Source organism: Promicromonospora sp. NFX87, assembly GCF_048564965.1.
GTDB lineage: Bacteria > Actinomycetota > Actinomycetes > Actinomycetales > Cellulomonadaceae > Promicromonospora.
Map to the genome: position 1 here is coordinate 4,599,540 of NZ_CP183413.1, position 26,218 is coordinate 4,625,757.

At 72.3% G+C, this 26,218-nt stretch carries 23 protein-coding genes; 7 read left to right on the plus strand and 16 right to left on the minus strand.

Going from position 1 to position 26,218, the window contains the following annotated elements; translation table 11 throughout:
* Positions 1–73: 73 nt before the first annotated feature.
* Complete coding sequence (locus tag ACNYC2_RS20635; protein ID WP_419707871.1) at positions 74–910, plus strand: NAD-dependent epimerase/dehydratase family protein; 837 nt, start codon at positions 74–76, stop codon at positions 908–910.
* Between the two features lie 78 nt (positions 911–988).
* On the opposite strand, the gene ACNYC2_RS20640 is transcribed toward ACNYC2_RS20635, so the two are convergent.
* The 8 genes from ACNYC2_RS20640 to ACNYC2_RS20675 form a co-directional block, all read right to left on the minus strand.
* Positions 989–1,942, minus strand: a complete 954-nt coding sequence (locus tag ACNYC2_RS20640; RefSeq protein WP_419703591.1) for a sugar phosphate isomerase/epimerase family protein — start codon at positions 1,940–1,942, stop codon at positions 989–991.
* Positions 1,939–2,649 (minus strand): nucleoside deaminase, encoded by a 711-nt coding sequence (locus tag ACNYC2_RS20645; protein WP_419703592.1) that lies wholly within the window; start codon positions 2,647–2,649, stop codon positions 1,939–1,941. The genes ACNYC2_RS20640 and ACNYC2_RS20645 overlap by 4 nt, the downstream gene beginning before the upstream one ends.
* Positions 2,650–2,773: 124 nt before the next feature.
* A complete protein-coding gene (locus tag ACNYC2_RS20650; RefSeq protein WP_419703593.1) occupies positions 2,774–4,288 on the minus strand; it encodes a GMC oxidoreductase in 1,515 nt (504 codons plus the stop codon).
* A 65-nt stretch (positions 4,289–4,353) separates the two neighbouring features.
* A complete protein-coding gene (locus ACNYC2_RS20655; protein ID WP_419703594.1) occupies positions 4,354–5,496 on the minus strand; it encodes an ROK family protein in 1,143 nt (380 codons plus the stop codon).
* Complete coding sequence (locus tag ACNYC2_RS20660) at positions 5,493–6,356, minus strand: carbohydrate ABC transporter permease (RefSeq protein WP_419703595.1); 864 nt, start codon at positions 6,354–6,356, stop codon at positions 5,493–5,495. The genes ACNYC2_RS20655 and ACNYC2_RS20660 overlap by 4 nt, the downstream gene beginning before the upstream one ends.
* Positions 6,353–7,309 (minus strand): carbohydrate ABC transporter permease, encoded by a 957-nt coding sequence (locus tag ACNYC2_RS20665; protein ID WP_419703596.1) that lies wholly within the window; start codon positions 7,307–7,309, stop codon positions 6,353–6,355. The genes ACNYC2_RS20660 and ACNYC2_RS20665 overlap by 4 nt, the downstream gene beginning before the upstream one ends.
* Positions 7,310–7,316: 7 nt before the next feature.
* Positions 7,317–8,627 carry an extracellular solute-binding protein gene (locus ACNYC2_RS20670; RefSeq protein WP_419703597.1) on the minus strand — a complete coding sequence of 437 codons (1,311 nt, stop codon included), beginning with the start codon at positions 8,625–8,627 and terminating at the stop codon, positions 7,317–7,319.
* A 205-nt stretch (positions 8,628–8,832) separates the two neighbouring features.
* Positions 8,833–9,435, minus strand: a complete 603-nt coding sequence (locus tag ACNYC2_RS20675) for a helix-turn-helix domain-containing protein (RefSeq protein ID WP_419703598.1) — start codon at positions 9,433–9,435, stop codon at positions 8,833–8,835.
* Between the two features lie 69 nt (positions 9,436–9,504).
* Between ACNYC2_RS20675 and ACNYC2_RS20680 the strand changes: the two genes are divergently transcribed.
* Complete coding sequence (locus ACNYC2_RS20680; RefSeq protein WP_419703599.1) at positions 9,505–10,554, plus strand: isopenicillin N synthase family dioxygenase; 1,050 nt, start codon at positions 9,505–9,507, stop codon at positions 10,552–10,554.
* A 101-nt stretch (positions 10,555–10,655) separates the two neighbouring features.
* Here ACNYC2_RS20680 and ACNYC2_RS20685 read toward each other — a convergent pair whose 3' ends face one another.
* From ACNYC2_RS20685 to ACNYC2_RS20700, 4 genes are all read right to left on the minus strand, one after another.
* Positions 10,656–14,654 (minus strand): S8 family serine peptidase, encoded by a 3,999-nt coding sequence (locus tag ACNYC2_RS20685; protein WP_419703600.1) that lies wholly within the window; start codon positions 14,652–14,654, stop codon positions 10,656–10,658.
* Between the two features lie 196 nt (positions 14,655–14,850).
* Positions 14,851–16,149 carry an MFS transporter gene (locus tag ACNYC2_RS20690; protein WP_419703601.1) on the minus strand — a complete coding sequence of 433 codons (1,299 nt, stop codon included), beginning with the start codon at positions 16,147–16,149 and terminating at the stop codon, positions 14,851–14,853.
* A 99-nt stretch (positions 16,150–16,248) separates the two neighbouring features.
* The gene (locus ACNYC2_RS20695; RefSeq protein ID WP_419703602.1) at positions 16,249–16,794 is read right to left on the minus strand and encodes a hypothetical protein; all 546 of its coding nucleotides are present in this window, start codon (positions 16,792–16,794) and stop codon (positions 16,249–16,251) included.
* 121 nt (positions 16,795–16,915) lie between these two features.
* On the minus strand, positions 16,916–17,509 hold the full coding sequence (locus ACNYC2_RS20700; protein ID WP_419703603.1) for a helix-turn-helix domain-containing protein: 594 nt from the start codon (positions 17,507–17,509) through the stop codon (positions 16,916–16,918).
* Positions 17,510–17,602: 93 nt separating this feature from the next.
* On the opposite strand from ACNYC2_RS20700, the gene ACNYC2_RS20705 reads away from it, so the two are divergent.
* Together ACNYC2_RS20705 and ACNYC2_RS20710 are read left to right on the plus strand one after the other, a co-directional pair.
* On the plus strand, positions 17,603–18,586 hold the full coding sequence (locus ACNYC2_RS20705; RefSeq protein ID WP_419703604.1) for an NAD(P)/FAD-dependent oxidoreductase: 984 nt from the start codon (positions 17,603–17,605) through the stop codon (positions 18,584–18,586).
* A complete protein-coding gene (locus ACNYC2_RS20710; protein ID WP_419703605.1) occupies positions 18,583–20,172 on the plus strand; it encodes an MFS transporter in 1,590 nt (529 codons plus the stop codon). Before ACNYC2_RS20705 ends, ACNYC2_RS20710 begins: the two co-directional genes overlap by 4 nt.
* An 80-nt stretch (positions 20,173–20,252) precedes the next feature.
* On the opposite strand, the gene ACNYC2_RS20715 is transcribed toward ACNYC2_RS20710, so the two are convergent.
* Positions 20,253–20,816: a hypothetical protein gene (locus tag ACNYC2_RS20715; protein WP_419703606.1), complete on the minus strand. Its 564-nt coding sequence runs from the start codon at positions 20,814–20,816 to the stop codon at positions 20,253–20,255.
* 290 nt (positions 20,817–21,106) lie between these two features.
* Complete coding sequence (locus ACNYC2_RS20720; protein ID WP_419703607.1) at positions 21,107–21,793, minus strand: SDR family NAD(P)-dependent oxidoreductase; 687 nt, start codon at positions 21,791–21,793, stop codon at positions 21,107–21,109.
* 49 nt (positions 21,794–21,842) lie between these two features.
* Here ACNYC2_RS20720 and ACNYC2_RS20725 point away from each other — a divergent pair, with 49 nt between their 5' ends.
* Positions 21,843–22,796, plus strand: a complete 954-nt coding sequence (locus ACNYC2_RS20725) for a helix-turn-helix domain-containing protein (RefSeq protein WP_419703608.1) — start codon at positions 21,843–21,845, stop codon at positions 22,794–22,796.
* On the opposite strand, the gene ACNYC2_RS20730 is transcribed toward ACNYC2_RS20725, so the two are convergent.
* Positions 22,793–23,815, minus strand: a complete 1,023-nt coding sequence (locus ACNYC2_RS20730; protein ID WP_419703609.1) for an SDR family oxidoreductase — start codon at positions 23,813–23,815, stop codon at positions 22,793–22,795. The two genes, ACNYC2_RS20725 and ACNYC2_RS20730, sit on opposite strands and share 4 nt — an antisense overlap.
* Positions 23,816–23,869: 54 nt before the next feature.
* Here ACNYC2_RS20730 and ACNYC2_RS20735 point away from each other — a divergent pair, with 54 nt between their 5' ends.
* Entirely contained in the window at positions 23,870–24,505 is a 636-nt protein-coding gene (locus ACNYC2_RS20735; RefSeq protein ID WP_419703610.1) for a TetR/AcrR family transcriptional regulator, read from the plus strand.
* A gap of 68 nt (positions 24,506–24,573) precedes the next feature.
* On the opposite strand, the gene ACNYC2_RS20740 is transcribed toward ACNYC2_RS20735, so the two are convergent.
* Positions 24,574–25,497, minus strand: a complete 924-nt coding sequence (locus ACNYC2_RS20740) for an AEC family transporter (protein ID WP_419703611.1) — start codon at positions 25,495–25,497, stop codon at positions 24,574–24,576.
* Between the two features lie 25 nt (positions 25,498–25,522).
* Between ACNYC2_RS20740 and ACNYC2_RS20745 the strand changes: the two genes are divergently transcribed.
* A complete protein-coding gene (locus ACNYC2_RS20745) occupies positions 25,523–26,050 on the plus strand; it encodes a CGNR zinc finger domain-containing protein (RefSeq protein WP_419703612.1) in 528 nt (175 codons plus the stop codon).
* The last annotated feature ends 168 nt before the right edge of the window (positions 26,051–26,218 follow it).

Here is a 26,218-nt window from a genome sequence, read left to right on the forward strand (position 1 = left end):
TGCCGTCGAACGCGGGCAGAATGACTCCGGACATCCACCTGAGGAGGACGCCATCACCCGGTTTCAGCGCGTACTGGTCACCGGAGCCGCCGGCCGCGTCGGCCGCGCGGTCCTCGACGTGCTCGCCAGGGAGTCGGTGCCGGCCACCGCGCTGGTCCTGGAGGATCCGGGCGACCTGCCCGCCGACCGCGTCGTCGTGGGCGACGCCCGGTCGCCGGAGGCGGCGGCGCGGGCGATGAAGGGGGCCGACGGCGTCATCCATCTCGCGGCCATCCCGACCCCGCTCGACGATCCGCCGGAGGTCGTCTTCGGGACCAACACGCTGTCGACCTTCACCGTGCTCGACGCGGCCGGGCGCGCCGGCGTCCGCCGGGCGGTGATCGCGAGCAGCCAGGCCGCCTCAGGCCTCCCCTTCGCGGGGCGGGAGCTGCACCCGGTCTACGTGCCCGTCGACCACTCCACACCCGACCAGGCCGCCGACGCGTACGCCCTCTCGAAGCGGGCGGACGAGCTCACCGCCGACATGATGGCGCGGCGCTACGGGATGCCCGTGGTCGCACTGCGGTACCCGTTCATCGGGGGCACGGACGAGCGGCTCACCGAGTACGCGGACGCCGTGGCGAAGGACCCGGCGATCGGCGCGGGGAGCCTGTGGGCCTACCTGGAGACGCGCGACGCCGCGGAGGCGGCCTGGCTCGCGCTCGGCTGCGCGGCCGACGGCGCCGTCGTCATCCACGTCGCGGCGCCCGAGACGCTGGTGCCGGAACCCACCGCGGACCTGCTGCGCCGGTACCACCCGGACACTCCGGTGCGCCGGCCGGTCGAGGGGCGCGCGGTGCCCTACGACCTCACGGCCGCCGAGCAGGTGCTCGGGTTCCGGGCCAGGCACCACGTCGTCGGCACGCGGTAACAGGCTCCAGGCGACCATAACGCTCCGGACGACCATAACCCCGGGGGTTACGGCCGTCTGGGTCCTTCTGAACGTGAGTCAGGCGAGCCGGGCCTCGACCCAGGCCCGGCTCACGTCCGCGCTGGCCCTCGGGTCCATCGAGGCGCGGTCCACCTCGATCATGACCCAGCCGTCCCATCGGTCGGGCAGCGCCGCGAGCACGGCGTCGAGGTCCATGTCGCCGAGTCCCGGCTCGCGGAAGAGGCCGCGGTCGACGACCGTGCTGTACGGGGCCGGTTCGGCGCGGCTGGCCGCGGCCACCGTGAGGTCGAGATCCTTCACGTGGAGGTCGACCAGCCGGTCGGCGTGCCGCTCCAGCATCCGCACGGGGTCGATCCCCGCCCACGCCAGGTGCCCGATGTCGAAGGAAGCGCCCAGCAGGGACGCCGGTATCGCGGCGAGAGCGCGCTCGATCTCCTCCTCGGTCTCGATCCACGTGCCGACATGGTTGTGCAGTCCGGCGCGCACGCCCTCCGCGGCGAGGACCTCCGCCGCGGTTCCGAGCACGTCGATCACCCGGTCCAGGCGAGCGGCGTCGAAGTCGGCCCCGACGGCGGTCCGCTCCAGGGTGCGCCGGGTCCCGGGCGCCCAGCTCATCGCGGGCGCGAGGAAGACGGTGTCCAGCCCGAAGTAGTTGGACTCCTCGGCCTTGCGGCGGATGCCGTCATACCAGCGCACCTCCTCGGCGCTGCCGGGAGCGAGCAGCGTGCCGTGCTCCTCCGGCAGGGCGATGCTCGCGTAGCCGGGCGCCAGGACGAGGCCCGCCTCCTCCACCATCCGCTCGTACGACTGCAGGGTCTGGGTGTCGAGGACCTCCATCATCACCGCCGCGAAGCCGGCGTCCCGCACCTGGGCGAGGACGCCGGGATAGGCGTCCCGGAAGGCGGGGTCGGCGAAGAGCCAGAGGTCCTCGCTGTCCGGGTCCGACGGGTCGGCCTTCAGGTTGACCCACTGGATCGGGTTCAGGGCTACCCGGTCGGCGCGCAGCTTCATGCGATCGCCCCCGTCGTCCCCGAAGTGGTGCCCGGAGTGGTGCCCGGCGTGGTGCCCGCCGTCGTGCTCGCATCCGTGCCCAGAGCCGCGCCCGCCGTCGTGCCCTGGCGCGCGTTGTAGACGGTGGACCCGCCCGCGTCCACCCCCGCGCGGTAGGCGCGGAAGACGCCGAGCGCCTCCTCCCGGAGCACGTCCCGCACCACGCGGATGCCGCGACGCTCGAACTGCTCCGCCCAGTCGCTGCCGAGCGGACCTTCGTCGAAGGTCGTGATCTCCTCGAGCTCCGGCCCGTCGCCCGCGACGACGAGGGTGCGCACCCCGGACCACATGGTCGCCCCGTAGCACTGGATGCACGGCCGCCAGTTGACGACGAGCTCGTGCGCGGGCAGCCCGGCGCCGCCGAGGTCCCACGCCCCCGACCGGCGCTGCGCGAGCCCCAGCGCGACGACCTCCGCGTGACCGCTGGAGACCCCGCTGGCGAGCACGACGTTCACGCCGACGGCGACGATGCGCCCGGTCTCGCTCTCCGCGACGAGAGCGGCGAACGGTCCCCCGTTCCCCTCCCGCCAGTTGCGGTCGGCCAGGCGGTGCACGAGCCGCATCCGGTCGCCCCGGTCCGGGACGACGTCGGGCACGTCGGCCAGCTCGTCGCCCACCCACGGCGGCAGGGCGATGCGGTACTCGGTAGTGATGTGCTCAGCGAGCATGTTCGGCATCCTCAGGTCGATCCAGCAAACAAGTCAGTTGGCGAAGTAGAGCGAGCGTCCGGACGCACGCTCTACTTCGCGGTGCGCCGCGTCGCGAAGTAGAGCGGGTGTCCGGACGCGGGCTCTACTTCGCGGTGCGGCGGGTTACGGCTTGGGCGGTGCGGACGGCGGTTACCGCACCGGTGAGGGTCGCGTTCGCGACCACGGGGGTCGGCACCGCACCGGTGCCGGCGACGTAGAGGTTCTCGAAGCCCCAGACCCGTCCGGTGGTGTCCGCGACGCTCGTACCGTCGTCGTGCTCCCCGATCCGGACGGTGCCGGTGAGGTGCAACGACGATCCGGGGACCAGGAGCGCCCGCTCCGTCTCGGGGTCGAACGGGCCGAACAGCTCCGCGATCTCCTGCACACGGGCGAGCGCGCGGTCGATGAGCTCGAGGTCGGTCGGGGAGTAGGCGAACTCGACGCCGATCCGCGGCAGGCCCGCCGCGTCCGTCTCGGTCTCGGAGAACACGAGGCGGTTCGCGGGCCGCGACTCCACCGGGGTGTAGAACGACAGACCGACCGAGTGGGCGAGCGGGCGTCCGGCCGCGTCGACGTATGTCGTGTTCATGATCTGCCCGTGGAACGGCTGGGCCGGGCCGTTCTGCGGGATCCAGAGCGAGTCGGTGCAGAACTCCCCCACCCGCGGCAGCGGCAGCGTGGCCAGGTCGAGCCCGAACCGGCCGACGTCCATGAGGACCCGCCCGGTGACGAACGCGTGCTCGTTCAGGTAGCGCCCGAGCGCCCACGGCCTGATCCCCGAGGCGAAGAGCAGCTGCGGCGTGCGCAGCGCGTCCGCGCACACCACCACGGTGTCGGCGAGCAGCTCCTGCTCCGCCCCGTCGGCGACCCGCCGGACACGCGCACCCAGCACCCGGTCGCCGTCGACCAGCAGCCTGGTCACGAGGACGCCGGTGAGCAGCTCGAAGCCGTCGTCGCCGCCGGACGCGATCGGCGGGAAGATCACTGACGGGCCCGTGCGGACCAGCGGCCCTTCGACGGCCGGCGCGACCGCCATCGGCATCGGCTGCGGCGCACGGTCGGGCGGTCCGACGCCGGCGAGGTGCTCCCCGAGCACGTCGAGCACGACCTGTCCCACCTTGGTCGGCCCGATCGGGGCCGGATGCACACCGAGCACCCGGCGGGCGGTCGCCAGGTCGTCCGACCAGCCGTCCGCGTCGCCGCCGTCGAACACCTCCTCGCCCGCGGGCCACGGGGTAGCTGCCGTCCAGTGCACGCCCATCCCGCCCGCGTTCCACGCGATGGCTGCGCCCGGCATCGCCTCGGCGTCCTCGCCGAACGCGAGCGCGTGGAACATCCCGGGCCCGAGCCGTCCGACGTCGCCGACGGGCTCCCGGTCGACGTCGGCCCCCGTGTACATGCCCTGGATGCCGCTCGCGACACGCTCGTTGTAGCGCTCCCAGAGCTCGGGCTCCGGCACGTCGTGCAGGTGCAGGCCCGGGGTGGCCCCGATCGCCGTGCCCGCGTCGACCATGCGGATCCGGACGGCCGGGTCGGCCTCCCGGAGCAGCCGGGCGACCGTCGAGCCCATGAGGCCGCCACCGACGATCAGGACGCTGGTGTTGCGCGAATAAGTCAAAAATCCTCCATAAGCAGGTGTCAGACGTACAGGTCACGCGAGTGACCTGTACGTCTGACAGGTCGTCATGCGTCGTGCACGACCGGGCCGAAGAGCTGGGTGTCCATGCGGTCCAGGGCGAACTTGAGGGCTCCGATGAGCGGCCCGTCCGGGCCGAGCGACGTGGCCCGCAGCTCGATGTCCGGGTTGCGCGCCGCCCGCATCCGGTCCCGGACGCGCGGCAGGAGCACGTCCGCGGCGTCCTCCATCCCGCCGCTGAGCACGATGAGCGACGGCGCGATGGTCCAGGACAGCGTGGTGAGGATCGACACGGTGTGCTCGACGAACTCGTCGACCTCGGCCAGAGCCGCCGGATTCCCCGCCCGCGCGGCCGCCACGCGGTCCCGCGCGAACGCCCGCTCACTCGGGACCGGGGACGTCAGCCACGCGATGGGATGGTCGTCGAGGGTGCCTGCCCGCATCGACGCCGCCTCGACGATCTCGCCGGCCGCGCCCTGGAAACCGCGGTGCACCGCTCCCCGGATGAGGATGCCCAGGCCCGCGCGGCTGCCCAGCTGAGCCCAGACGACGTCGTCGTGGTCCCGCGCCACGCCACGCCAGCGCTCGGCGAGGGCGCCGAGGTTGGCGTCGTTGTCCGCGAACCAGGGTATGCCGATGCGGCTGCCCAGCTCGGCGGGCAGGTCGACGCCGGCCCAGTGCTCGGTGAACACCAGCCGCCGGACGACGCCGTCGGCGTCGATCGCCCCACCGCTCGCGACGGCGCCCGCGCGCAGGCGGTCGACCGTTCCACCGGCGTCCACCAGCGCCTCCCGCACGAGGTCGGCGGCGTCGTCGAGCGTGGACCGCGGGTCGTGGTACTCCCGCAGCGCGCGGCGGGCACGTCCGAGGATGTTCCCGCGCACGTCGGACACCACCGCCGCGCCCTCGAGCGTGTTGATCCGGACCGCGGCGAGCAGGGCGTGCTGGGCGCGGAGCTCGAAGCGCCGCGGCGGCCTGCCCGCCCCGCCCGAGAGCGGCACCCGGTCGAGCTCGGCGACCCAGCCCGCGTCCACGAGCGCGACGAGGATCAGCTCGATCGTGCGCCGCGACAGGCCGGTCCGCTCGGCGAGCGCCGTCATCGTCATCGCCTCGGCGGAGACCGCGAGCGCCCGCAGCGCCGCAGCCGTGTTGACCCGGCGGATGCCGCTCTGATCCAGTCCCGACGTCACTTGAGCCCCGTGGCGGCGACGCCCTGCACGAAGTGGCGCTGCAGGAAGAGGAACAGCACGAGCACGGGCAGCATCACCACGACGGCGCCGGCGAGCACGAGCCCGTAGTCGGTGACGTTCTGCGCGGCCTGGCTGGTCGCGGCCAGCCCGACCGGCAGGGTGTAGGTGGAGGTGCTCTGGGCCACGACGAGCGGCCAGATGAAATTGTTCCAGGAGGCGAGGAACGACATGATCGTGACAGTAGCGAGGGCGGGTCCGGCCAGCGGCAGGAAGATCCGGAAGAAGATGCGCAGCTCGCCCGCGCCGTCGATCCGCGCGGCCTCCAGCAGCTCGTCCGGTACCGCTGACGCGTACTGCCGCATGATGAAGATCGAGATCGGCAGCGCGAGGCTCGGCAGCGCGATCCCCGCGAGGGTGTCGACGAGGCCGATGTTCATGGTGACGACGAACTGCGGGACGAAGGTGGCGGTGTACGGCACCATGAGCGCCGCCATGACGGCGCCGAAGGCGAGCCGCTTGCCGGCGAAGTCGAACTTGGCGAGCGCGTACCCCGCGGCCGACGCGGCCACGAGATTGCCCGCGACGACGACGGCGGCGACCACGATGCTGTTCCCGAGGAACGTGCTGAACCCCTGGATCGCGAACAGCCGCACGAAGTTGTCGAAGGTCACCTCACTCGGCAGCCACGCGCCGGGGTCGGCGCGGATGTCGTCCAGGCTGCGCAGCGAGCCGCTCGCCACCCACAGGAAGGGCAGCAGGGTGAGCCCCGCGGCGGCGGCCAGAGCCAGTTGGAGCAGAACCTTGGGTCCGGGACGTCTGATGTCGGCCGGTGCGGCCACGGTCATGTGCGGAGTGGTCATGTGCGGGGCCTCAGCAGTCTGAACTGGACGATGCTCACCACGGCCACCAGGACGAGGATGACGAAGGACGCGGCGGACGAGAGCCCGAGCTGGCCGAAGCCGAACTGGTGGTACGTGTACAGCGCGACCGACTCGGTGGAGCCCAGCGGGCCGCCGTCGGTCAGCAGGTAGGGCTCGTCGAACACCTGCAGGTAGAAGACGGTGAGCAGCACGGAGACGAGCAGGATCGTCGGCATGAGCAGGGGCACGGTGATGTGCCACAGGCGACGCCACCACCCCGCGCCGTCCAGGGCGGCCGCTTCGTGCACGTCCTCCGGCACACCCTGCAGCCCCGCCAGGAACAGCACCATGGCGGTGCCGAAGTTGCGCCACACGCCGAGCAGGATCACCACGGGCATCGCCAGGTCCGGGTCGCCGAGCCAGTTCGGCCCCGCGAACCCGAGGTTCGCGGCCACCTCGTTGACGGTGCCGTTCGTGTTGAAGGCGTACTGCCAGATGAGCGCGACGGCCACGACGTTGGTCACCACGGGGGCGAAGAAGATGGTCCGGAACACGCCGCGCGTCCGGCGTGCTCCCGCGTTGAGGGCGAGGGCGAGGGCGAACCCGATCAGCATGGTGAGCGGGACCCCCACCAGCACGAAGACCGCCGTGTTCCCGAGGTCACGGACGAACCGGTCGTCGGCGAAGAGCCATACGTAGTTCGCGAGGCCGACGAAGTCGACCGCGAACGGGTTGCGCAGGTCGGTGCCGCGCAGGTCCGTGAGGCTGAAGCCGAGTGCTGCGATGGTCGGGATCGCCGTGTAGACGAGGAAGACCACGAGGAACGGCGTCAGGAACAGCCAGGCGACGGCGGTGCGGCGCTGCGCGCCGGATCCTCGCCGACGGAGCGGTACCGGCCGGCGCAGCGCGGGCCGCAGGGCCGACGGCGCACCCGGGGTGATGGTCGCGGTCATGAGCGCCTCACTCCGTCCCGGTGCCCAGGCTCTCGGCGAAGGACTGGATGGCCGCCGCGGCCTGCTCCGGCGTCTGCTGCTCCTTGGCCACCGCCTCCATCTCGACCCCGAGCTGCGTCGCGATCTGCGCCCAGGGCTCCACCTGCGGGTAGGTCCGGGCGTTCTCGAGCTGGTCGAAGAACGCGTCGAGGAGCGGCTGGTCCGCGATCGCGGGGTCGTCCCAGGCGGACCGGACCGCGGGGAGGGAGGTCAGCGCCTCGTACTGGGCGACCTGCGTCTCGGGCTCGGCGAGGTGGCGCAGCAGCTTCCAGGCCGCGTCCGGGTTGTCGCTGTCGGTCGGCACGCCCCAGCTGCCGCCCGCGATCGCGCCGACGCTGCCGCCCGCTCCGCCCGGCAGTGGCGCGGTAGCGACGTGCTCCTCGGTCCAGCCCTGCTCGCCGGCGACGTCGTCGAGCTGCCCGATCACCCAGGGGCCGGTCATCATGGCGCCCGTCCTGCCCTCGACGAAGTACGGCTGGGAGTCGAGGAAGCCGGGCGCGTCGGGGTCGGCGATCCCGGAGGTGAAGAAGGACTGGTTGTACGTGAGCGCGTCGACCATCTCCGGGGTGTCGAGGGTCCACTCGGCGCCGTCGTCCGACATCGGCGCGCCACCTGCCTGCCACAGGTACTGCGCGACGTCCTGGCCGTTGTAGACGTCCCAGCCGACATCCGCGCCCAGGCCCTGCTCGGCGCCGCCGTCCTGGAGGGCCTCGAAGAACGGGATCACGTCGTCCCAGGCGGCCGGCGCCTCCGCACCGGCGGCCTCGGCGAAGTCGGCGCGGTAGACCAGCGCGTACGTGTACGCGTACCACGGGATCGAGTAGGCGACCCCGTCGACGACGCCGGACTCCCACGCGCCGGGGAAGAACGAGTCGCTGTCGACCAGGTCCTCGGGCACGGGAGCGAAGGCGCCGCCCGCGATGAACTGGGCCTGCGACTCGGTGTAGAGCTGCGCGACGTCGGGGCCCGCGCCGCCGGCGACCGCCGCCTGCAGCTTGGTCGTGTACTCGTCCGCCGGGACCAGCGTGATCTGCAGGTCGAGGTCCTGGTTCTCCTCCTTGAAGGAGGCGAGGACGTCGTCGAGCGCGGTCGCGTCGCCGTCGGGAGCCCACAGCTCCACGGTGCCGGTGGCGGGTGCGTCGTCGACGCGGGCCGACGGTGCGGACGATGCGGGGTCGGCGCTGCGGCCGCAGCCGGCGAGCGCGAGGACGGGGACGAGGGCGGCGGCGGCAACGAGCCGGGCCGAGGGGCGGACCGAGGGGCGGCGAGAGACTGGCACGAGGGGCTCCTATCGCGAGAGTCGGTGGGGGCCGACGCAAGCAGACACATTGTGCTGACTAGTAGCGATTTAGGACCCACTCGGTGCGGGCCTGTTTTTCAAGGTAGGGGCGGCCCGTTTCGCCGGCATGACGCGAGAGTGACGAATAATTTCGGCGGAAACAGCACAATCCCGGGGCGGAGGAGCCTCCGCCCGTGCCGCCGGACTACGTGCGCGCCACCGCCGGGTGCGTGTGCGCGACCGAGAGCAGGATCCTCGCCGCAGCGTCGCCGGCCACCGCCCAGCGGTGCCGGATGTCGGCCGGGTGGCTGATCGCGTCGCCGGCCCCCAGCCGCCAGGAGCCCTCGTGCTCCAGGGTGACCTCTACCTCGCCGTCGACCACGTAGACGGTCATCTCGCCGTCGGACTCGAACCAGCCCCCGAGGTCGGCGCCGGGCTCGACGCGGTACTCGACCACCTCCAGCAGGTGGCCGGCGCCTCCGGACAGGAGCCGCCCGCTCGCCGCCCCCGGAGCGTCGGAGACCCGCAGCTCACGCCCCTCGCCCTGGCGCAGCACGGACACGCCGCGCGGCGCGCTCACCGGCGGCATGAGCTGGCTCGGTGGTAGCCCGAGCGCATGCGCGAGCCGGTAGAGGCTCGACAGCGACGGGCTCGTCTCGCCCTTCTCGACCTGGCTCAGGAACGGCTGGCTCATCTCGCTCGCGCGCGCGAGGGCGCGCATCGAGAGCCCCGCGGCCTCGCGCGCCCGCCGGATCGCCTGCCCCACCGCGGCGCGGACGTCGTCCGTGGCGTCCGGATTCTTTAACACGGCCTTAACCACGACTCCTCGATCCTGATCCATGCTGATAACCAATACCTATCACCCAGGGAGACCAGCATGTCAGCATTCCACGTCCCGGCGATCGACATCGCCCCCTACGTCGCCGGCGGCACCGACGCGGAACGGAGCGAGGTCGCCCGCCAGGTCGACGAGGCGGCGCGCACCGTCGGCTTCATGCAGGTCCTCGGGCACGGCATCCCGCTGGAGGCCTGGGCGCGGCTCGGCCGGGCCAGCGACCGGTTCTTCGAGCTCCCGCTGGAGGTGAAGAAGCAGTACCGGGCGCCGTCGGGCGTGAACCGCGGGTACAGCCCGCCCAGGTCGGAGCGGCTCAGCCTGAGCCTGGGCGTCGAGAAGGCCGAGCGTATGAACGACTTCTTCGAGGCCTTCAACGTCGGCGCGGCCGCGGCCGACTACCCGCACGCCGACGTCGACCCCGGCATGTACTCCGAGAACATCTGGCCGGCCGAGAGCGACACCTTCCAGGGCGACGTCGAGCTGTGGATGTCGCACGCCCGGGCCGTGGCCCGGGTCATGATGCGGGTCTTCGCGGACGCGCTCGGCCTGCCCGCCGGGTACTTCGACGCGTATACCGACCACTCGCTCGACGTCCTGCGCATGAACAACTACGCCCTCCCCGAGGGCGAGCGCGTCGAGCTCGACGGCGACCTCATCGGCATGGGCGAGCACACGGACTTCGGCATCGTCACGCTGCTCTGGGCCGACGACGTGAAGGGCCTCCAGGTGCTGGACGACGACGGCGGCTGGAACGACGTCTCCCCGCTGCCCGGCGCCCTGCTCGTGAACCTGGGCGACCTCACGGCGCGCTGGACGAACGAGCGCTGGAAGTCGACCCTGCACCGCGTGAAGCCGCCGGTGATCGACGGCCGTATCAAGCGGCGCCGCTCCGCCGCGTTCTTCTTCGACGGCAACGTCGACGCCGTCATCACGACGCTCCCCGGGTGCGTCGCCGAGGGCGAGACCGAGCTCTACGGCCCGATCACCGTCGGCGAGCACATCGAGGCCAAGCTCAACGGCTCCCGGGGGCTGGTGAACAACACGACCGACACGGAACGCGAGGCGGAGCGGGTCCTGACCAGCCGTTCCTGACAGACCATCGGCCGAGCAACCGTTGGTCGAGCTTGTCGAGACCTGGTGAGGTCTCGACAAGCTCGACCGACGGTTGGTCAGGTTCGACTGACGGAAGCGGACTAGCCGCAGTGCTCGTTCAGCTCGAAGTTGTGCACCACCGTCCTGCCCTTGATGATGCGCGCGTTCTTCGACTCCGGCGGGTACCCCGTCGCCGAGCTGAGCAGCGACAGCCGGTTGTTCGAGATCCCCATCCAGCGGGCGTAGCCGCCGTCCGGACCGGTGACGAGCGTGATGTCGTACTCGGCCCCGTCGACGACCACGAACGCGCCCTCGAGCGGGACCGTCTCGTCGTCACAGGTGACGCCGGTAACCGTGCCGGCGATCTTGCCCCAGCTCGTGGGCGGGGTCACCTTCAGCGAGACCTGCACCCGCGGCTCGTCGTACGGCGTGCTGCCGTTGGCCACGACGGCCGACGTGTAGGTGCCCGGCTGGTCGACACGGCTGCTGTCCATGCCGAGCTGCACCGTCGCGGACTCACCCGGGTTCAGCCGGAACGACGGCGGCTGGACGTCCAGCCACGGCACCTCGACCTCGGTCTCGCCGGTCACGTTCAGTACCGTGTGCATGTCGGGGAAGCCGACCTCCTCGGTGGTGGCGGGTTCCGCGTTGCCGCAGGCCTCGCTGGCGATGTACGACGGCGCGGTCTCCGGCTCGGCGTTCGAGCCGATGAAGAACACGCCACCCGCGTGCCCGACGACCTCGACCACGAGCGTGCTGCCCGCCGGTGCGACACCGGTGACCGGCACGTCCACCATCGTGAGCTGCTGGGGCTCCAGGGTGACGTCGGACGAGCCCAGCAGGGTCATGTTGTCGTAGACGAGGTCCCCGTCGAGCTCGTACAGGTTGACCGTCACGTCGGCGGCCGACTCGACGGTCTCCACGCCGAAGGACACGTTCGTCACGGAGAACTCGCCCTCGATCTCGAAGTCCTCCAGGGTGAACGTCCGCAGCCACTGCGTCTGCTCACCGACGCAGGCCGCCGAGTTGTCGGGCGCGATGTCCTGCGACGAGGAGTGCGTGATGGTCGTACCCTCCGCGAGGAGCGACGGCGGCGCGGCGGGCGTCACCGCCGGGCCCCCCTTCGTCCCGTTGCGAGCCAGCCGGTCGCCGCCCTTCGAGCTCTTCCCGGCTGTGCCTGCCTTGTCCGACTGCGCAGCCGTGCTCACCTCGGTCGCCTCGCCGACGGCGCCCTTGATGACGCCGGCGCTGCCCGCCGACCCAAGGATCTCGAAGTCGGACGACGCCGGCGCCACCTCGACGTCCGCAGGCGCGGTGCCCTCGTTCGTCACGGTGAACGTGCCCGACTTGGTGCCGCCCATCCGGACCTCGCGGGAGATCGTCTCCGGGTCGACCGTCAGGATCGGGGCCGCGAGCTTCACGCCCTTCCGGACGACGGCGTCGGCGACGACCCGCACCGATACCTTCTTCGCCCGGTAGTCCTTGGCCGCATAACGGATCTCCCGCTCACCGACCTTCGGCGAGAACAGCGAGTAGTACCCGTTCCCCACCTTCGGGTTCTCCGGGTTCAGCGTCTTCGTGCTCTGCTTCCCGGCCGTCACCGTGGCGCCGTTGACGCCGTCGCCGGTGTTGAGGTCCCGGACGGTCCCGGCGACGAGGCCGCCGGCGACCGGCACGCACGCGCCGAGGGAGACGTTGTCGATCTGCCACCAGCCGGACCACTCGGCGACGCCGTAGTGGAACTGGATCCGCACGTCGGACTCGCCGCCCGCACTCGGGACGGCGACGATCGCGCGCCCTTCGGCGTCGGAGGTCTGGTGCAGCGCCGCCTCCCAGGTCTCACCGCCGTCGACGCTGACGTTGACGTCGGCAGACTCGCCGCCGAGCGGCAGGTAGCTCTGGTCGAACGTCAGGAGCGGCTCCTCGACGTCGGACAGGTCGTAGGACCGCGACGTGAGTGTCGTGTCCTGCGACCCGCCCTCGCCGTAGGCGTCGCTGTTCACCTCGGCGAACAGACCTTCGCCGCCGGTCATGTTGCCGTACCCGAAGGCGTCGTCGAACGTCCAGATCTGCTCGGTGCCCGCCAGGTCCTCGACGGTCCAGCCGTCGGGCACCTCGCCGGACTCGAACTCCTCCGTCGCGACGCCCGCCCCGGTCATGGCGTAACCCGGGGCCGTGCACTCGCTGAGGACGGGCAGCGCGGCGTCGGCGGACGCCGGCCCCGTACCCACCTCGACCTCCTGCGTGAACGTCGCGTACCCGGTCACGGACGGCTGCACCACCAGGGTGTGCGTGGCCTCCTCGGGCAGCTCGAACGAGTACTTCCCCGTGAACGGGTCGGTCCACGCCACGACGCTGCTCGGCGCGCCCTGCACGGAGACCTTGGCGTCGAGCGGCCAGCCGTGCCCGGAACCGTCGGTGACGGTACCGCTCACGGTGGTGGTCGGCGCGGCCTCCAGGGTGATGTCGACGGTGGTGGTCTCGCCCTCGACGACGTCGGCCTGCGCCGTCCCGGCAAGGAAGCCGAAGGCGGAGACGCTCAGCTCATGGGCGCCCTCCTCCAGGCCCAGGCGGTAGACGCCCTCGGCGTCGGTCGTGTCGGAACGCTCACCAGCGGTCACCCGCGCGCCGGCGACCGGTTCGCCGTCAGGCCCCGTGACGGTGCCCGCGACGAAGCCGTAGCCGTCGATCGGCGCGTTGCTGACCAGCGCCTCGACGTCCAGCTTGCCCTCGCCCCACACGTTGTTGTCGGCGGGGGTGCCGCCGCAGGTGTCGTCGGCGACGTCGGTGGAGGTCCCGTCCAGGAGCTCCTTGGTGGCCTCGATGTCGCCGACCAGGACCGGCGCGGCGCTCCACAGGAGGGCGACGGCGCCCGCGAGGTGCGGGGACGCCATGGACGTTCCGCTGAACACGGCGTAGTCGCCGCCGGGCACGGAGGACCGCACCTCGTCACCGGGCGCCGACAGGTTCGGCTTGGTCTCGCCGTCCGCGCCCGGGCCGCGCGAGGAGAACTCGGCGATGTCGCCGCTCTCCCCGAACGCGCCCGCCGCGTAGGTCGCGACGTTGGCTCCGGGGGACGACGTCGACTGGCAGCCGACCTCGCCCGCGTTGCCCGCGGCCCAGGCGCCGAAGATGCCGGCCGCCTCCCAGGCGGCGATCTCCTCGGACATGAAGTCGTCGATGGCGCCGGGCGCCGTCTGGCCCCAGGAGTTGTTCACGATGTGCGGGCGCTGGGCCGGGTCGGGGTCGGAACCGTCGACCCGCGTCGGCGCGAGGATCCACTGGCCCGAGGCGAGCAGGTCGGCGTCCGAGCAGGAGGCGCAGCCGTTGGCCGCGATCCAGTCGGCGTCGGGTGCGACGCCGATCTGGTTGCCCGCGCCGTCGTCACCCACCATGGTGCCCATCACGTGGGTGCCATGGGCGTCGATGTCGCAGGGCGCTCCGTCGCAGGAGTCGCTCGCGTCGAACCAGTTGTAGTCGTTGCTCAGGCCCTCGTCGCCGAGGTAGCCGCGGTAGTGCTGCAACAGGGCCGGGTGCTCGACGTCGACACCGGAGTCGATGTTGGCCACGGTGATGCCCTCACCCGTGTACCCCTGGTCCCACACGTCGGGCGCGTTGATGGCGTCCAGGCCCCACTCGGTGGCCAGCGGCGCGTTCTCGGTCGGCGCCTTGCGCTCCACGGGCTCGATCGGCTGGGCGGCGAACCGCTCGTGGACCTGCTTCACCTCGCGGCTGCCGGCGACCTGCTTCGCCAGCTCCTCCGTGCCGTCCTCGACAAGGATCGCGTTGCTGATCCAGTAGGACTCGTACTCGGCGCCGGCTGCCTTGAGGTCGGCGACGACGTCGGCCTGCGACGCCTTCGCCGTGCTGGTCAGGGCGTCGTAGACGAACTGGCCGCGCTCGCCCCAGTCCGCGATGTCCTTGGCCGGTGCCAGGTCCGGCGCGTCCGCGAACCGGATCCAGAAGTCGGCGGACTCCTTGGTCTCGAACCGGGTCTGTACGCCCGGCGTGATCTTGTCCGCCGCGCGCTCCGGGACGTCGGTGGTGACGGCGGGCTGTATCCCGGTCGGCGTAGGCGTGCTCGCGAGCGCGGGTGTCACGCTCACCCCTGTTGCAAAAAGAACGCCGACCGCTGCGAGAGCGATCGGCGTTCGGCGGTGTGGCATGCGACTGTGCATTCTTGCCTCCGGGGTGCAAGCGCCCTGCGAGGGACGCGACCACTGGCTCACAAACGTGTGCCGGGGTCCACTTTGGGAGGTAGCGGGCTAAAAGAGCAACGAAAGTCGGCTGGTCAGGTCAGGCCGACCCTGATTCCACCGGTTCCTGTCGCACGCCGTCGACCTCGGGCGTCACCCGCCGCCCGACAGCGACCGCCATCGCGATGATCCCGAGGCAGCCGGCCACCACCACGCCGATGAAGCCGCCCGCCCAGCCGCGTTCCAGCAGCAGTCCCGCGACCACGGGGCCTGCGATCGTGCCGGCCTGGAAGGCCCCGGAGCTGATCGCGTTGTACCGGCCGCGCAGGTGGGCGGGTGCCATGTCGTTCGTCAGCGAGGGCAGCACGGACTGCATGAGGGTCTCCCCCAGCCCGAAGAAGGCGTGGAACACCAGGACGATGACGACGGCGGCGGTGCCGCCCGGCACGAGCCCGGCGCCGCCGAGCAGCAGCCACGCCGTCGCCCACACCACGGCCATGACCGCGAGCACCCGCGTGCGGCGCCGTCCGCCGACCCGGTTCATCACCCAGAACTGGAGCGCCACGATCACCACCGTGTTCACCACGAACGCGAAACCGATGGTGCGGGTCGACACCTCCGCCACCAGGCGCGCGAACGCGGGGAACCCGCCCTCCATCTGGCCGTATCCCACGAACGCCGCGAGCAGCCCCAGCCCGGACAGCCAGAGCACCTCGGGCCGGCGCAGGATGCTGAGGTAGCCCTCTGCCGCGCTGCCGCCGCCGTCGGCGTCGCCGGCCGGCCGGTCGACCCGGCCGTGCAGGTGCCGCAGCGGCCCCATGAGCACGACGACGGGGACGACGAACGTCGCCGCGTTCACCAGGAACGCCATCACGAAGGTCTCGGGGCGGTCGACGTCGACCACGAGGCCGCCCACCACGCCGCCCACACCGACGCCGAGGTTGAGCAGCGCGAAGTTCACGCCGTAGTACCGCTGGCGCAGCTCGCCGTCGACGACCGTGGCGACCAGCGCGTTGACCGACGGCCACCCGACACCGAGCTGCACCCCGAAGAGCGCCAGCCCGAGCGCGGCGACCGCCGGGACCGTCGCGAACGCGAGCACCGCGTATCCGGCGACGGCGAAGAACAGGCCCGTGAGCATGACGCGGCGGGCGCCGTACCGGTCGACGAGCGCTCCGGCCGGACCGGTGACGAGCAGGCCGACCACCGCGATCAGGCCCATGAGCGTGCCGGACAGGCCGAGCGAGAAGCCGCGCACCTCGTGCAGGTAGATGATCGTGAACGGCAGCGTCAGGCCGCGGCCGAAGAACTGCACGATCACCGTGGACAGGAGCCAGCGGCCGTCGTTGGGCAGCTCCGACCAGAATTCGAGGGCGCCGGAGCGTGGAGAGGATGTCACCGGCTGATTCTCGCCCGAGCCGCGGTGCGGCCACTAGCGGATTTCGGACGCTGTGGTGTTCGCGACATCCACACCACCGGTGACGCCTGGCCCCGCCGCTCAGGCGTGCGCGAGCAGCTTCAGCGCGACGACCCCGACCGCGAGCGCCGCGAGCATGCCCAGCGCCAGGATCCGCGCAGGCCAGGGCAGCGCGGTGCGGCGGACGCCGAGCCAGGCGATGACCACGAGGGTCCCGATCAGCACGCCGACGCCGACCCGGAGCGCCGTCGTCACCTCCCACCACCCGATCCCCGCCGCGAGCAGGGCGAGCAGCGGGAACACGATGGTCACCAGGGCGCTACCGCTCGTCCGCGTCATGGCGCCCAGGAGCTTCCGGTCCGGGAAGCCGCCGTGCGCGGCGAGGTGCGCGATGAGCTCGGCGAGCCAGGCGGCGGCAACCGTGCCGACGGCGGTGATGGTCAGCGAGCCGGCGGCGGCCCCGGCGGTGAGCCCGTGGGCGTGGGCGAGCAGCGTGAGGATGACGGCGAGCGCGGCGAACGTGACGTAGACGCGCTCGCGGAGGCGCTCGGCGAAGTTCTCCTTCTCGTCCTCGCTGAGCTCGCCGAGCGCGGAGAGGTCGGGGCGTTGGCGACGGGACTGGCTCATGGGTCCATTGTGTCGGGCGCAGTCGTGCCGCGTCCGAGTCGGAGGCGCCGCAGCCCAGCGATCCGGCCCAAAAAGGCGCGCGTTCTTGGGCCGGATCGCTGGGCTGGCGCGCGCCCGGGCGTCACGACGCCGGCCGGCTCGCCTTCCCGCCGTCCTCCCCGCGCTGGTGCCCCCGCCGCGCGTCCCGGTCGAAGATGCCGATGATCTCGCACGGCCCGCCCTCCGCGCCGATGGCGTGCGGCAGCATCGTCGGGAACTCCGCGGCCTGGTTGGTCTCGATGCGGATGCGCCGGTTGCCGAGCAGCAGGGTCGCCGTGCCGGAGATGACGACGAGCCACTCGCGGCCCGGGTGGGCGCGCATCCGCGCAGGGTTGTCCGGCGCCGGGCTGGTCATCCGCTGCCGGACGACGCTCATCCCGGGCTCGGCCTTGATCGACCAGCGCATCCCGCCGTGCGAGCCGTCGACCGTCGGGTTGATGACGACGTCCTCCGTGTCCGTCTCGACAAGCTGGTCCAGCGACGTGTCGAGCGCCCGCGCCAGCGTGACGAGCTGGTCCAGGGCCAGGCGCCGCTGGCCGTTCTCGATGCGGCTGAGCGTCGACTGGCTGACCCGCGCGCGGGTGGCCAGCTCCTCCAGGGACCAGCCCTGCGCGACCCGCAGGGCGCGGATGCGTTTGCGCACCAGGCTGTCCAGCTCACCACTTTCTTGCGTCATAGGCAAGATCCTATGCCCATACCGCAAGAGGGAGCTAGCGTCGTTCGTGTCCGGCCCGCCACCCGGGGCCGCACCACGAAAGGGAAACGAGACATGCCTGCAACCAGCTCCACGCCCGCCGGAGAACTGCCGGACGAGACCGTCGACGCCGTGGTGATCGGCGGCGGCGCGGCCGGGCTGAACGGCGCGCTGATGCTCGCCCGGTCCCGCCGCTCGGTCGCCGTGATCGACAGCGGCACCCCGCGCAACGCGCCCGCCGAGGGGGTGCACGGCCTGCTCGGCCTGGACGGCACTCCCCCGGCCGAGCTGCTGGAACGCGGCCGGTCCGAGGTCCGCGGCTATGGCGGCACCGTGCTGTCCGGCGAGGTGATCAAGGCGGCCCCGGCCGATCCGTCCGCCGACGGCGACCCGCGCTTCACCGTCACCCTGGCCGACGGCGCCACGCTGCACGCCCGCCGCCTCCTGGTCGCCACCGGTCTGCGCGACGTCCTGCCGGACGTCCCGGGCCTGGCCGAGCACTGGGGCCACGGCCTGGTGCACTGCCCGTACTGCCACGGCTGGGAGGTGCGCGACGAGCCGATCGGCGTCATCGCGACCGGCCCGATGTCCGTCCACCAGGCGCTGCTGTTCCGCCAGCTCACCGATGACCTCGTCTACTTCGCGCGCGGCACCACCCTCGACGACGACGCGCGCGCCCGCTTCGCGGCCCGCGGCATCCGTGTCGTCGACGCCCCCGTCGCCCAGGTGATCGCGGCGGGCGACGGCGGCATCGCGGGCGTCCGGCTCGACGACGGGCAGCTCGTCGAACGGCGCGTGCTCGCCGTCGCGACCACCATGCTGCCGCGCGTCGAGGGCCTGGAGGACCTCGGGCTGCCGCTGCAGGACCTGCCGAACGGGATGGGCCGCCACGTCGTGACCGGCACGGCCGGGACCACCGAGGTGCCCGGCGTGTGGGTCGCCGGCAACACCGCCGACCCGTCCGCGCAGGTCGGGGCGTCCGCCGCGGCCGGCGCACTGGCCGGCGCCCACATCAACGCCGACCTGGTCACTGCCGACACGACGGCGGCCCTCGCGTGAGCGGGCCGGACAAGAGCACGCTCGAGCCCACCGGCCCCGACGCCCGCCAGCGCCGCACCATCCTGATCGCCGTCTGCATCGCGCTGATGGCCGTCATCGCCTCGGTATCCGGGCTCAACGTCGCGCAACCTGACCTCGCGATCACCTTCGACGTCGCTCAGAGCACGGTCCTGTGGATCATCAACATCTACACGCTCGGCCTGGCCGCCCTCCTGCTGCCGCTCGGTGCGATCGGCGACCGGTTCGGTCGCAAGCCCATGCTCGTCGCCGGTCTGGCCGTGTTCGGTGCGGCGAACGTGGTGGCCGCCCTGGCGCCGTCGGCCGAGATCATACTGGCCGCTCGCCTGGCCGGTGGGGTGGGCGCGGCGATGATCATGCCCATCACGCTCGCCGTCATCACCTCCACCTTTCCCCCGGCGGAGCGGGGCCAGGCGATCGGCGTGTGGACCGGCGTCGCGGGCGGTGGCGGCATCATCGGCATGTTCCTCTCGGCCGCCCTCGTCGACCTCGTGACGTGGCGGTGGCTGTTCGCCCTGCCCGTCGTGCTCGTCGTCATCGCGCTCGTCATGGCGCTGCGGTCCGTGCCCAACTCACGCGAGACGTCCGGGCACCCCTTCGACACGGTCGGAGCCCTGACGTCGGTCGTCGCCATGGTGGGCCTGATCTTCGTGCTGCAGGAAGGGCCCGAACGCGGCTGGACCGCCCCGCTCACCCTGCTCGGGCTGGTCGTCGGGGTCGCCGCCGCGGTGGCCTTCGTGGCCTGGGAGCTGCGGCGCCGGGACGCCGCGCTGCTCGACGTGCGGCTGTTCGGCGAGCGGTCGCTGGCCGGCGGCTCGATCACGCTGCTGGTGGTGTTCGGGGTGCAGGCGGGCATCTTCGTGGTGCTGTTCCCGTTCTTCCAGGCCGTCCTCGGCTGGTCGGCGCTGGTGTCCACCCTCGCGATGATGCCGATGGCCGTCCTGATGATGGTCGCCTCCAGCCTCGCCCCGCGGCTGGCCCAGCGGGTCGGCCCCCGGGTCACCATGGCGGCGGGGATCCTCCTGGCGGGCGCCGGGCTGGCGCTCATGGCGTCGGCCGTCTCGGTCGACGGCGGCTACCCGTCGATCCTGCCCGGCATGCTCACCATGGGCCTCGGCATGGGCCTGTCGATGACGCCCTCGACGGAGGCCATCACCAGCGCGCTGCCCCGGGAGCGACAGGGGGTCGCGTCCGCGCTCAACGACGTCACCCGCGAGCTCGGCACGGCGCTCGGCATCGCGCTGCTCGGCGCGCTCCTGTCGGCGGGCTACCGCAGCGCCGTCGACGCGCGGCTCGACGGCGTTCCCGACGGCGCCGCCGACGCCGCACGGCAGGGCGTCGCCAACGCGCTCGACGCCGCGGCGGACGCCGGCCCGCAGGCCCAGGAGCTGGTCCGGGCCGCCCAGGAGTCGTTCGTCGAGGGCTGGCAGAGCGCGATGTGGGCGGGCGTCGTCGTCATGGCCGTCCTGTTCGTCTACGTGCTGGTCCGCGGGCCCCGGTCGCCGTCGGACACACCTGCGGGCCCGACCGCGGACCAGCCGGAGCCGGCCCGGGCGGCCGCCGGATAGCCCCGGGCAGAGGAAAGCCGGTGGGCTCCCGCAGCTGTCCGCGGGAGCCCACCGGCTTGTTCAGACCAGAACCGGCGACCTCAGTCGCAGGCGTCGCAGCGGCCCGTGGCGGGCAGCTGCATGTAGCAGCCCGGGCAGCTCGCCGGGGCGGCGTCGGGCGCGTGCGCGAACGTGTTGGTCTGCGTACCCGAGAATCCGGCCATCAGGATGCGCTTGTACCCGCCGCCGGCCTGCTGGATGTCGACGAAGCCCTTGTTGAAGAAGGCGGTCGCCTCCTGACCCGGGCCGGGCGAGACCGCGACGTACGAGCGGGACGACGGGATCCAGATGCGGGTCTTGTCGAGGCCTTCGGCCATCTCGCGCATGACCGGCCGGTGCACCGCCGGGATGGGCAGCGCCTCGAGCGCCGCCTCGAAGGAGTCGAAGTCGGCACGGTTCGAACCGGTGAGGGCCACGAGGCACGTCTTGCACACCTTGAACTTCTGCCTGTCGAGCTCGGTCGCCGGCTGAAGAGCAGCCAGGCGGTCCTCGGACAGGTGCTGGCAGTCCCGGCCGTGCAGGACCTTGCCGTATGGAACTCGGAAGAGAAGCTCTACCGGGATCTCTGCTCCTGCCACCGCAGGGGTCTCGCTGGACGTAGTCACCACTCAAGTATCGCTGCTGAAAGTAGCCTGTGGGGCCGCCCGGGCCAACTTTTCTGCGACGGGCGCCCGAGCCGGCCTCCCCGACCGGGCGTCTGCGCTCGTCAGAGGCTCGCCCCCGCATGGCCCGTTCCACATGGTCATGCCGACGCCGCGGCCCGCGGCATGCGGAACCGGCAGATCTCGGTGACGTTCTTGACGGGCTCGAAATTCACCCGCACGACCAGGTGCGCGAGGGCGCATACGGGGTCGCCCCCGCACCGGACAGACGGCCCTGGCTGGACGTCAGGTACCTACCAAGGCAGCTCGCCGTTCTCGTCCTGGAGGGTTCCTGTCGGACCGTCCGGGCCGATCGTCGCGAGCCGCACCACGACCCGGGCGCTCTCCTCCGGTGGCCGGCCGATCCCGAAGGCGGCGGTCATGTCGGTCGCGGTGGCACCCGGCTCCAGGGCGTTGAACTTGATGCCCGGCTCTGACCTCGCGTAGTGCACGGTCAGCATGGTGGCCGCCGCCTTGGACGCGGAGTAGAGGGCGAGCGGCAGGCCGGACTCCGGCCGGTCCGGGTTGTTGACCGCCCAGAACGAGCCCATGCTGCTGGAGACGGTCACCACCACGGGGTTCGACGACTTCCGCAGCAGGGGCAGCGCGGCCTCCGTGACCCGGACCACGCCCACCGCGTTGGTGTCGAAGGCGCGCAGGGCCGCGGGACCGTCCACGGCCCCGTCCGCCAGGATGCCGGCGTTGTGCACCAGGACGTCGAGCACGCCCTCGTCCGCGCCGACGACGGCGAGCGCCGTGCGCACCGAGGCATCGTCGGTCACGTCGAGCTGGACGAACCGCGCGCCGAGCGTCGCCGCGGCCTTCTCGCCTCGCTCGACGTCGCGCGCGCCGATGTAGACGGTGTGGTCGAGCTCCAGCAGCTGCTTGGCGGTCTCGAACCCGAGGCCCTTGTTCGCCCCGGTGATCAGTGCGACGGTCATGTGTGCGTCCTCCCGAAATATGCGGCCCGAGCAGGCCGTTGAGAACGCTATGGACGCCCACCTCGCGGAACCAGAGCCCTCTCCAGCCCGGGGTGCGGCAGGACCCCCTCTGTCCGGCTCGCACGGCCGACCCGGCTCGCCGGGCGCGAAGCGCGGCGGCACGAGCGGGAACACCCTTGGCGAGTACCTGCGCGCCCGCCGTGAGCTGGTCACTCCCCAGCAGGCGGGCATCCCGGACGCCGGCAGGAGGCGGGTCCCCGGGCTGCGGCGCGAGGAGGTCGCGATGCTGGCCGGCATCAGCGCCGACTACTACCTGCGGCTGGAGCGTGGCCGCGACCGCAACCCGTCGGCGCAGGTCCTCGATTCGATCGCCCGCGTGCTCCACCTGGACGACGAGCACGTCGCCCACCTGCGGACCCTGGCCGCCGAGCCCGTTCGGCCGGGCGGGCGCCGGCAGCGCGACGAGGTTCCCCCGGCCGGCGCGCTCAAGCTCCTCGACTCCCTCGTCCAGCCGGCCTTCATCGAGAGCCGGTACTTCGACGTCCTGGCGTCGAACGGTCCGGCCAGAGCGCTCGACCCGCGCCTCGGCGTGGGGGGCAACCAGCTGCGGGACCTGTTCCTGGACCCGTCCGGGCAGGCCCTGTACCCGGAGTGGCAGAACGTCACCGAGTGCTTCGTCGCGAACCTGCGGCAGGCGGTGGGCAACGACGTCGACGACCCGCGCTTCGTCGAGCTCACCGAGGAGCTCCTGCTGGCGAGCCCACGGTTCCGCCAGCTCTGGGCGCGGCACGAGGTGCGGGGGCAGCGCGGGACACCGATCCGCCTCGACCACCCGCAGGTCGGCGAGCTCGTCCTCAACCGGGAGCGGCTGGAGATCGGCGGCGCGGAGGGCTTGATGCTCGTCGTCTATCACCCGGACCGCGGGTCCGGTGACGCGGACAAGCTGGCCCTCCTGGCTTCAGCGGAGCTACCCACCCGGCAACCGCACCCCGCCGTCAGCTAGGAGCGGGCCCGCACGAGCCCGAGCTCGATGACGCTGCGGCCCGTGTCCACCACCGTCTCCCGCACCGGCCGCATGCTCCAGCCGAGCTCGCGCCGGGCCTTGTCCGCGCTGACCTGCTCGGCGCTGCCCACGAAGTCGAGGCCGAGCCGCACCTCGCGGTCGAACCGGCCGGCCGCCCACAGCATCCAGTAGGGCATCCGGCGGCGGGGCACGCGGTACCCCTGCGGCCCGAACTCCTCGCCGAGGATCTGCGCGATCTCCCCGAACCACACGTTCTCGCCGGCGCAGATGTACCTGTTGCCGGCAGCGGCGGGCGTCTCGACGGCCAGCACGTGCGCCCGCGCGACGTCGCGCACGTCGACCGGCGCGAACCCGAGCTCCGGGACCGCCGGGAGCTCACGGTTCAGCAGGCGGCGGACCAGCGCCACCGACGTGCCGGCCGCCGCGTGCTGCAGCGGGCCGAGCACGAGGCCCGGGTTGATCACCGCCAGCTCCAGCTCGGGATGCTGCGCCGCGAAGTCCCACGCGGCGCGCTCGGCGAGGGTCTTGCTCTTCGCGTACGGGGCGGTCCGGTCCAGGTCGCTCCAGTCCTCCTCGGTCCGACGCCGCTCGCCGTCGCCCGACCTGCCCGCCGTGATCGCGGCGAGCGACGACGTCATGACGACGCGCCGCACACCCGCCCGGACGCTCGCCTCCAGGACCCGTCGTGTGCCGTCGACGGCGGGCCTGACGAGCTCCGCCTCGTCCCGCGGCGGTGTCGCCGGGAAGGGCGAGGCCATGTGGAGCACGTGCTCCTGGCCGGCGGTGGCCGCGTCCCAGCCCTCGTCGCCGGACAGGTCCGCCTCCACCAGCTCGAGGCTTCCGCCCAGCGCGTAGGCGATCTGGTGCAGGTGCGCGACCCGTGCGGGATCCCGCAGGGAGCGGACCGTCCCGCGTACCTCGTGCCCGCCCTTGATCAGCGCCTCGATCGCGTGCCCGGCGATGAACCCGGTAGCGCCGGTGACAAGAATCCTCGACATCACGTCTCCAGTCTGAGCGGTGATTAGATTATGAGCACCGTATAGATTGTGGCCATGGAGGTCAACAGCGTGCGCAAGCGCGAGACGTATCACCACGGCTCGCTGCGCGAGGAACTGGTCGAGGCGTCCGTGCGGCTCATCGAGACCGAGGGGATCGGCGCGGTGAGCCTGCGGCGCGTCGCGCGCGAGGCCGGCGTCAGCCCCGGTGCGCCCTACCACCACTTCGCCGACCGGGCCGCTCTGCTGTCCGCGATCGCCGCCCGCGGCTTCGACCTGCTCACCCAGGACCTGCTCGACGCGGTCGGCACGTCGCCGGGCGCGTCGAGGACCGACGACGTCGTGCGCGTCGCGGCCGCCTACGTCGCCTTCGCCCGGCGGCAGCCGGGCCACTTCCAGGTGATGTTCCGTCCCGAGCTCTCCCAGCCGGAGAAGCATCCGGCGGTGCAGGAGGCCGGGGACGCCGCGCTCAAGGTCCTCACCGACCTGGTCGACCGGCTCGGCGTCGCCGACCCGCAGGCCGTCGGCATCACGCTCTGGGCCCTCGGCCACGGCCTCGCGTCACTGGCGCTCGACGGCCTGCTCGCGCTCAAGGCCGAGGCCTGGGACACCGACCCCGACGACCTGCTCGCCAGGGCCCTCGGCCAGATCGGCCGCTCGTTCGACGTCGGCGATCCGGGTGCGGCCCTCTGAGCCCTGCCGCCCGCGTCGGGTCGCCAGGTCGCGTCAGTCGCCCGGTCGCGCCGGGTCGCCCGGTCGCGTCAGGTCGTCCAGTGGAGGACCAGCGGGATGGTTCCGGCGGCCAGGAGCGTCTGCACACCGGTGATCGCCGCCATCAGCCGGACGTCGCCCCCGAGCCGCGCAGCCAGGACCGCCGCCGACGGCGCCGTCGGGACCGAGCTGATGATCACGACCACGCCGTAGGCGACGCCGGAGACGCCGAGCTGTGCGGCCAGCAGGGCCGCACCCAGCGGGACGGCGAGCAGCCTGAGCACCGAGGCGACGGCTATCGGGAGCAGGTCCTGGCGCCGCATCCGCAGCACTATCGAGGCGCCTGCGATGAGCGTGCCGCACGCGATGGCCGGGCCGGCGAGCATGCCGAGCAGGGACGTCAGGAACTCGGGCAGCCGTAGGCCGCCGAGGTTGAGGGCGAGACCCGCCGCGCAGCTGAGGATGAGCGGGTTGAGCGCCAGCTCGCACAAGATCCCGCCCCGGGGACGCGGGCCGGCCCCGGTCCGCGCGCCGTGGACCGCCAGGACGCTCACGCAGATCACGTTCACGAGGGGCACCAGCACGGCGGTCGCGAGCGCGAAGACGGCGACGCCCGGGCTGCCGTGCATCGCGGAGGCGAAGACCAGGCCCACGTAGGTGTTGATCCGGACGCTGCCCTGCAGCAGGGACGTGAGCGCCGGGCCGTCGATCCGCAGCAGCCGGCGCAGCGGGAGCACGAGGCCCGCCACGGCCACGATGGGTGCGCCGACACTCGCGGCGAGCGGCAGCGCGGGCACCGCCGACAGGTCGGCCACGGCGATCGACCCGACGAACAGCGCGGGCGTGAACACGTAGTAGGTGAGGCGCTCCAGCCCGCGCCAGAAGGCGTCGGCGGGGACCACGCGGCGACGCAGGACAGCGCCGAGCGAGAGCAGCAGGACTATCGGCAGGATCGCAGTGATGACCAGGGGCACCACTCCACCGTGCTGCAATGGGTCAATGCAGTTCAACCATGACAACATGACGGGCACCGAGCTCTCGGTAGCGCTCGTCAACCTCGACGGCGCCGGCGGCTGGTCCCGCGACGCCGCCCTGGGAGTGCTGCTGGACCACCACGTGCGCCGCGCCGACCTGACGGACGACGCCGCTCACGAGCTGCGCACCTGGACGCGCGCCCTGCGCCGAGTGTTCGAGGCAGGCTCCCCCGACCAGCGCTGCGACGCCGTCAACGACCTGCTCGCCGCGGGCGCCGGCCGGCCGTACCTCACCACCCACGACGGCCTGCGGCCCCACCTGCACTTCGCGCCCGAGAGCGACGACGTCGTCGGGCGGGTCAAGGCCGTCACGGCTGGCAGCCTCTCCTTCTTCACCGTGGAGGCGGAGGGTGCGCGCCTCTGTGTGTGCGCCCGGACCGGCTGCGACACGGTTTTCGTCGACACCAGCCGCAACGGCCGCCGCGCATACTGCACCGCTCGCTGCGGCAACTACGACGCCATGACACGCCACCGCACCGCCCGACGGGCGTGAGGCAGGTGCCGCATGTCCGCCGCGATCACACGGTTACGCATGCTTTTAGGCGCTGGAGCATGCGTAACCGTGTGATCGCGGCGGACTTTCACTCGTCGCGGTTGACCGTCACTCCCAGCGCACGCCCGCTTGACTTCATGTCGACCTGAACTCGCACGATGGGCCCAG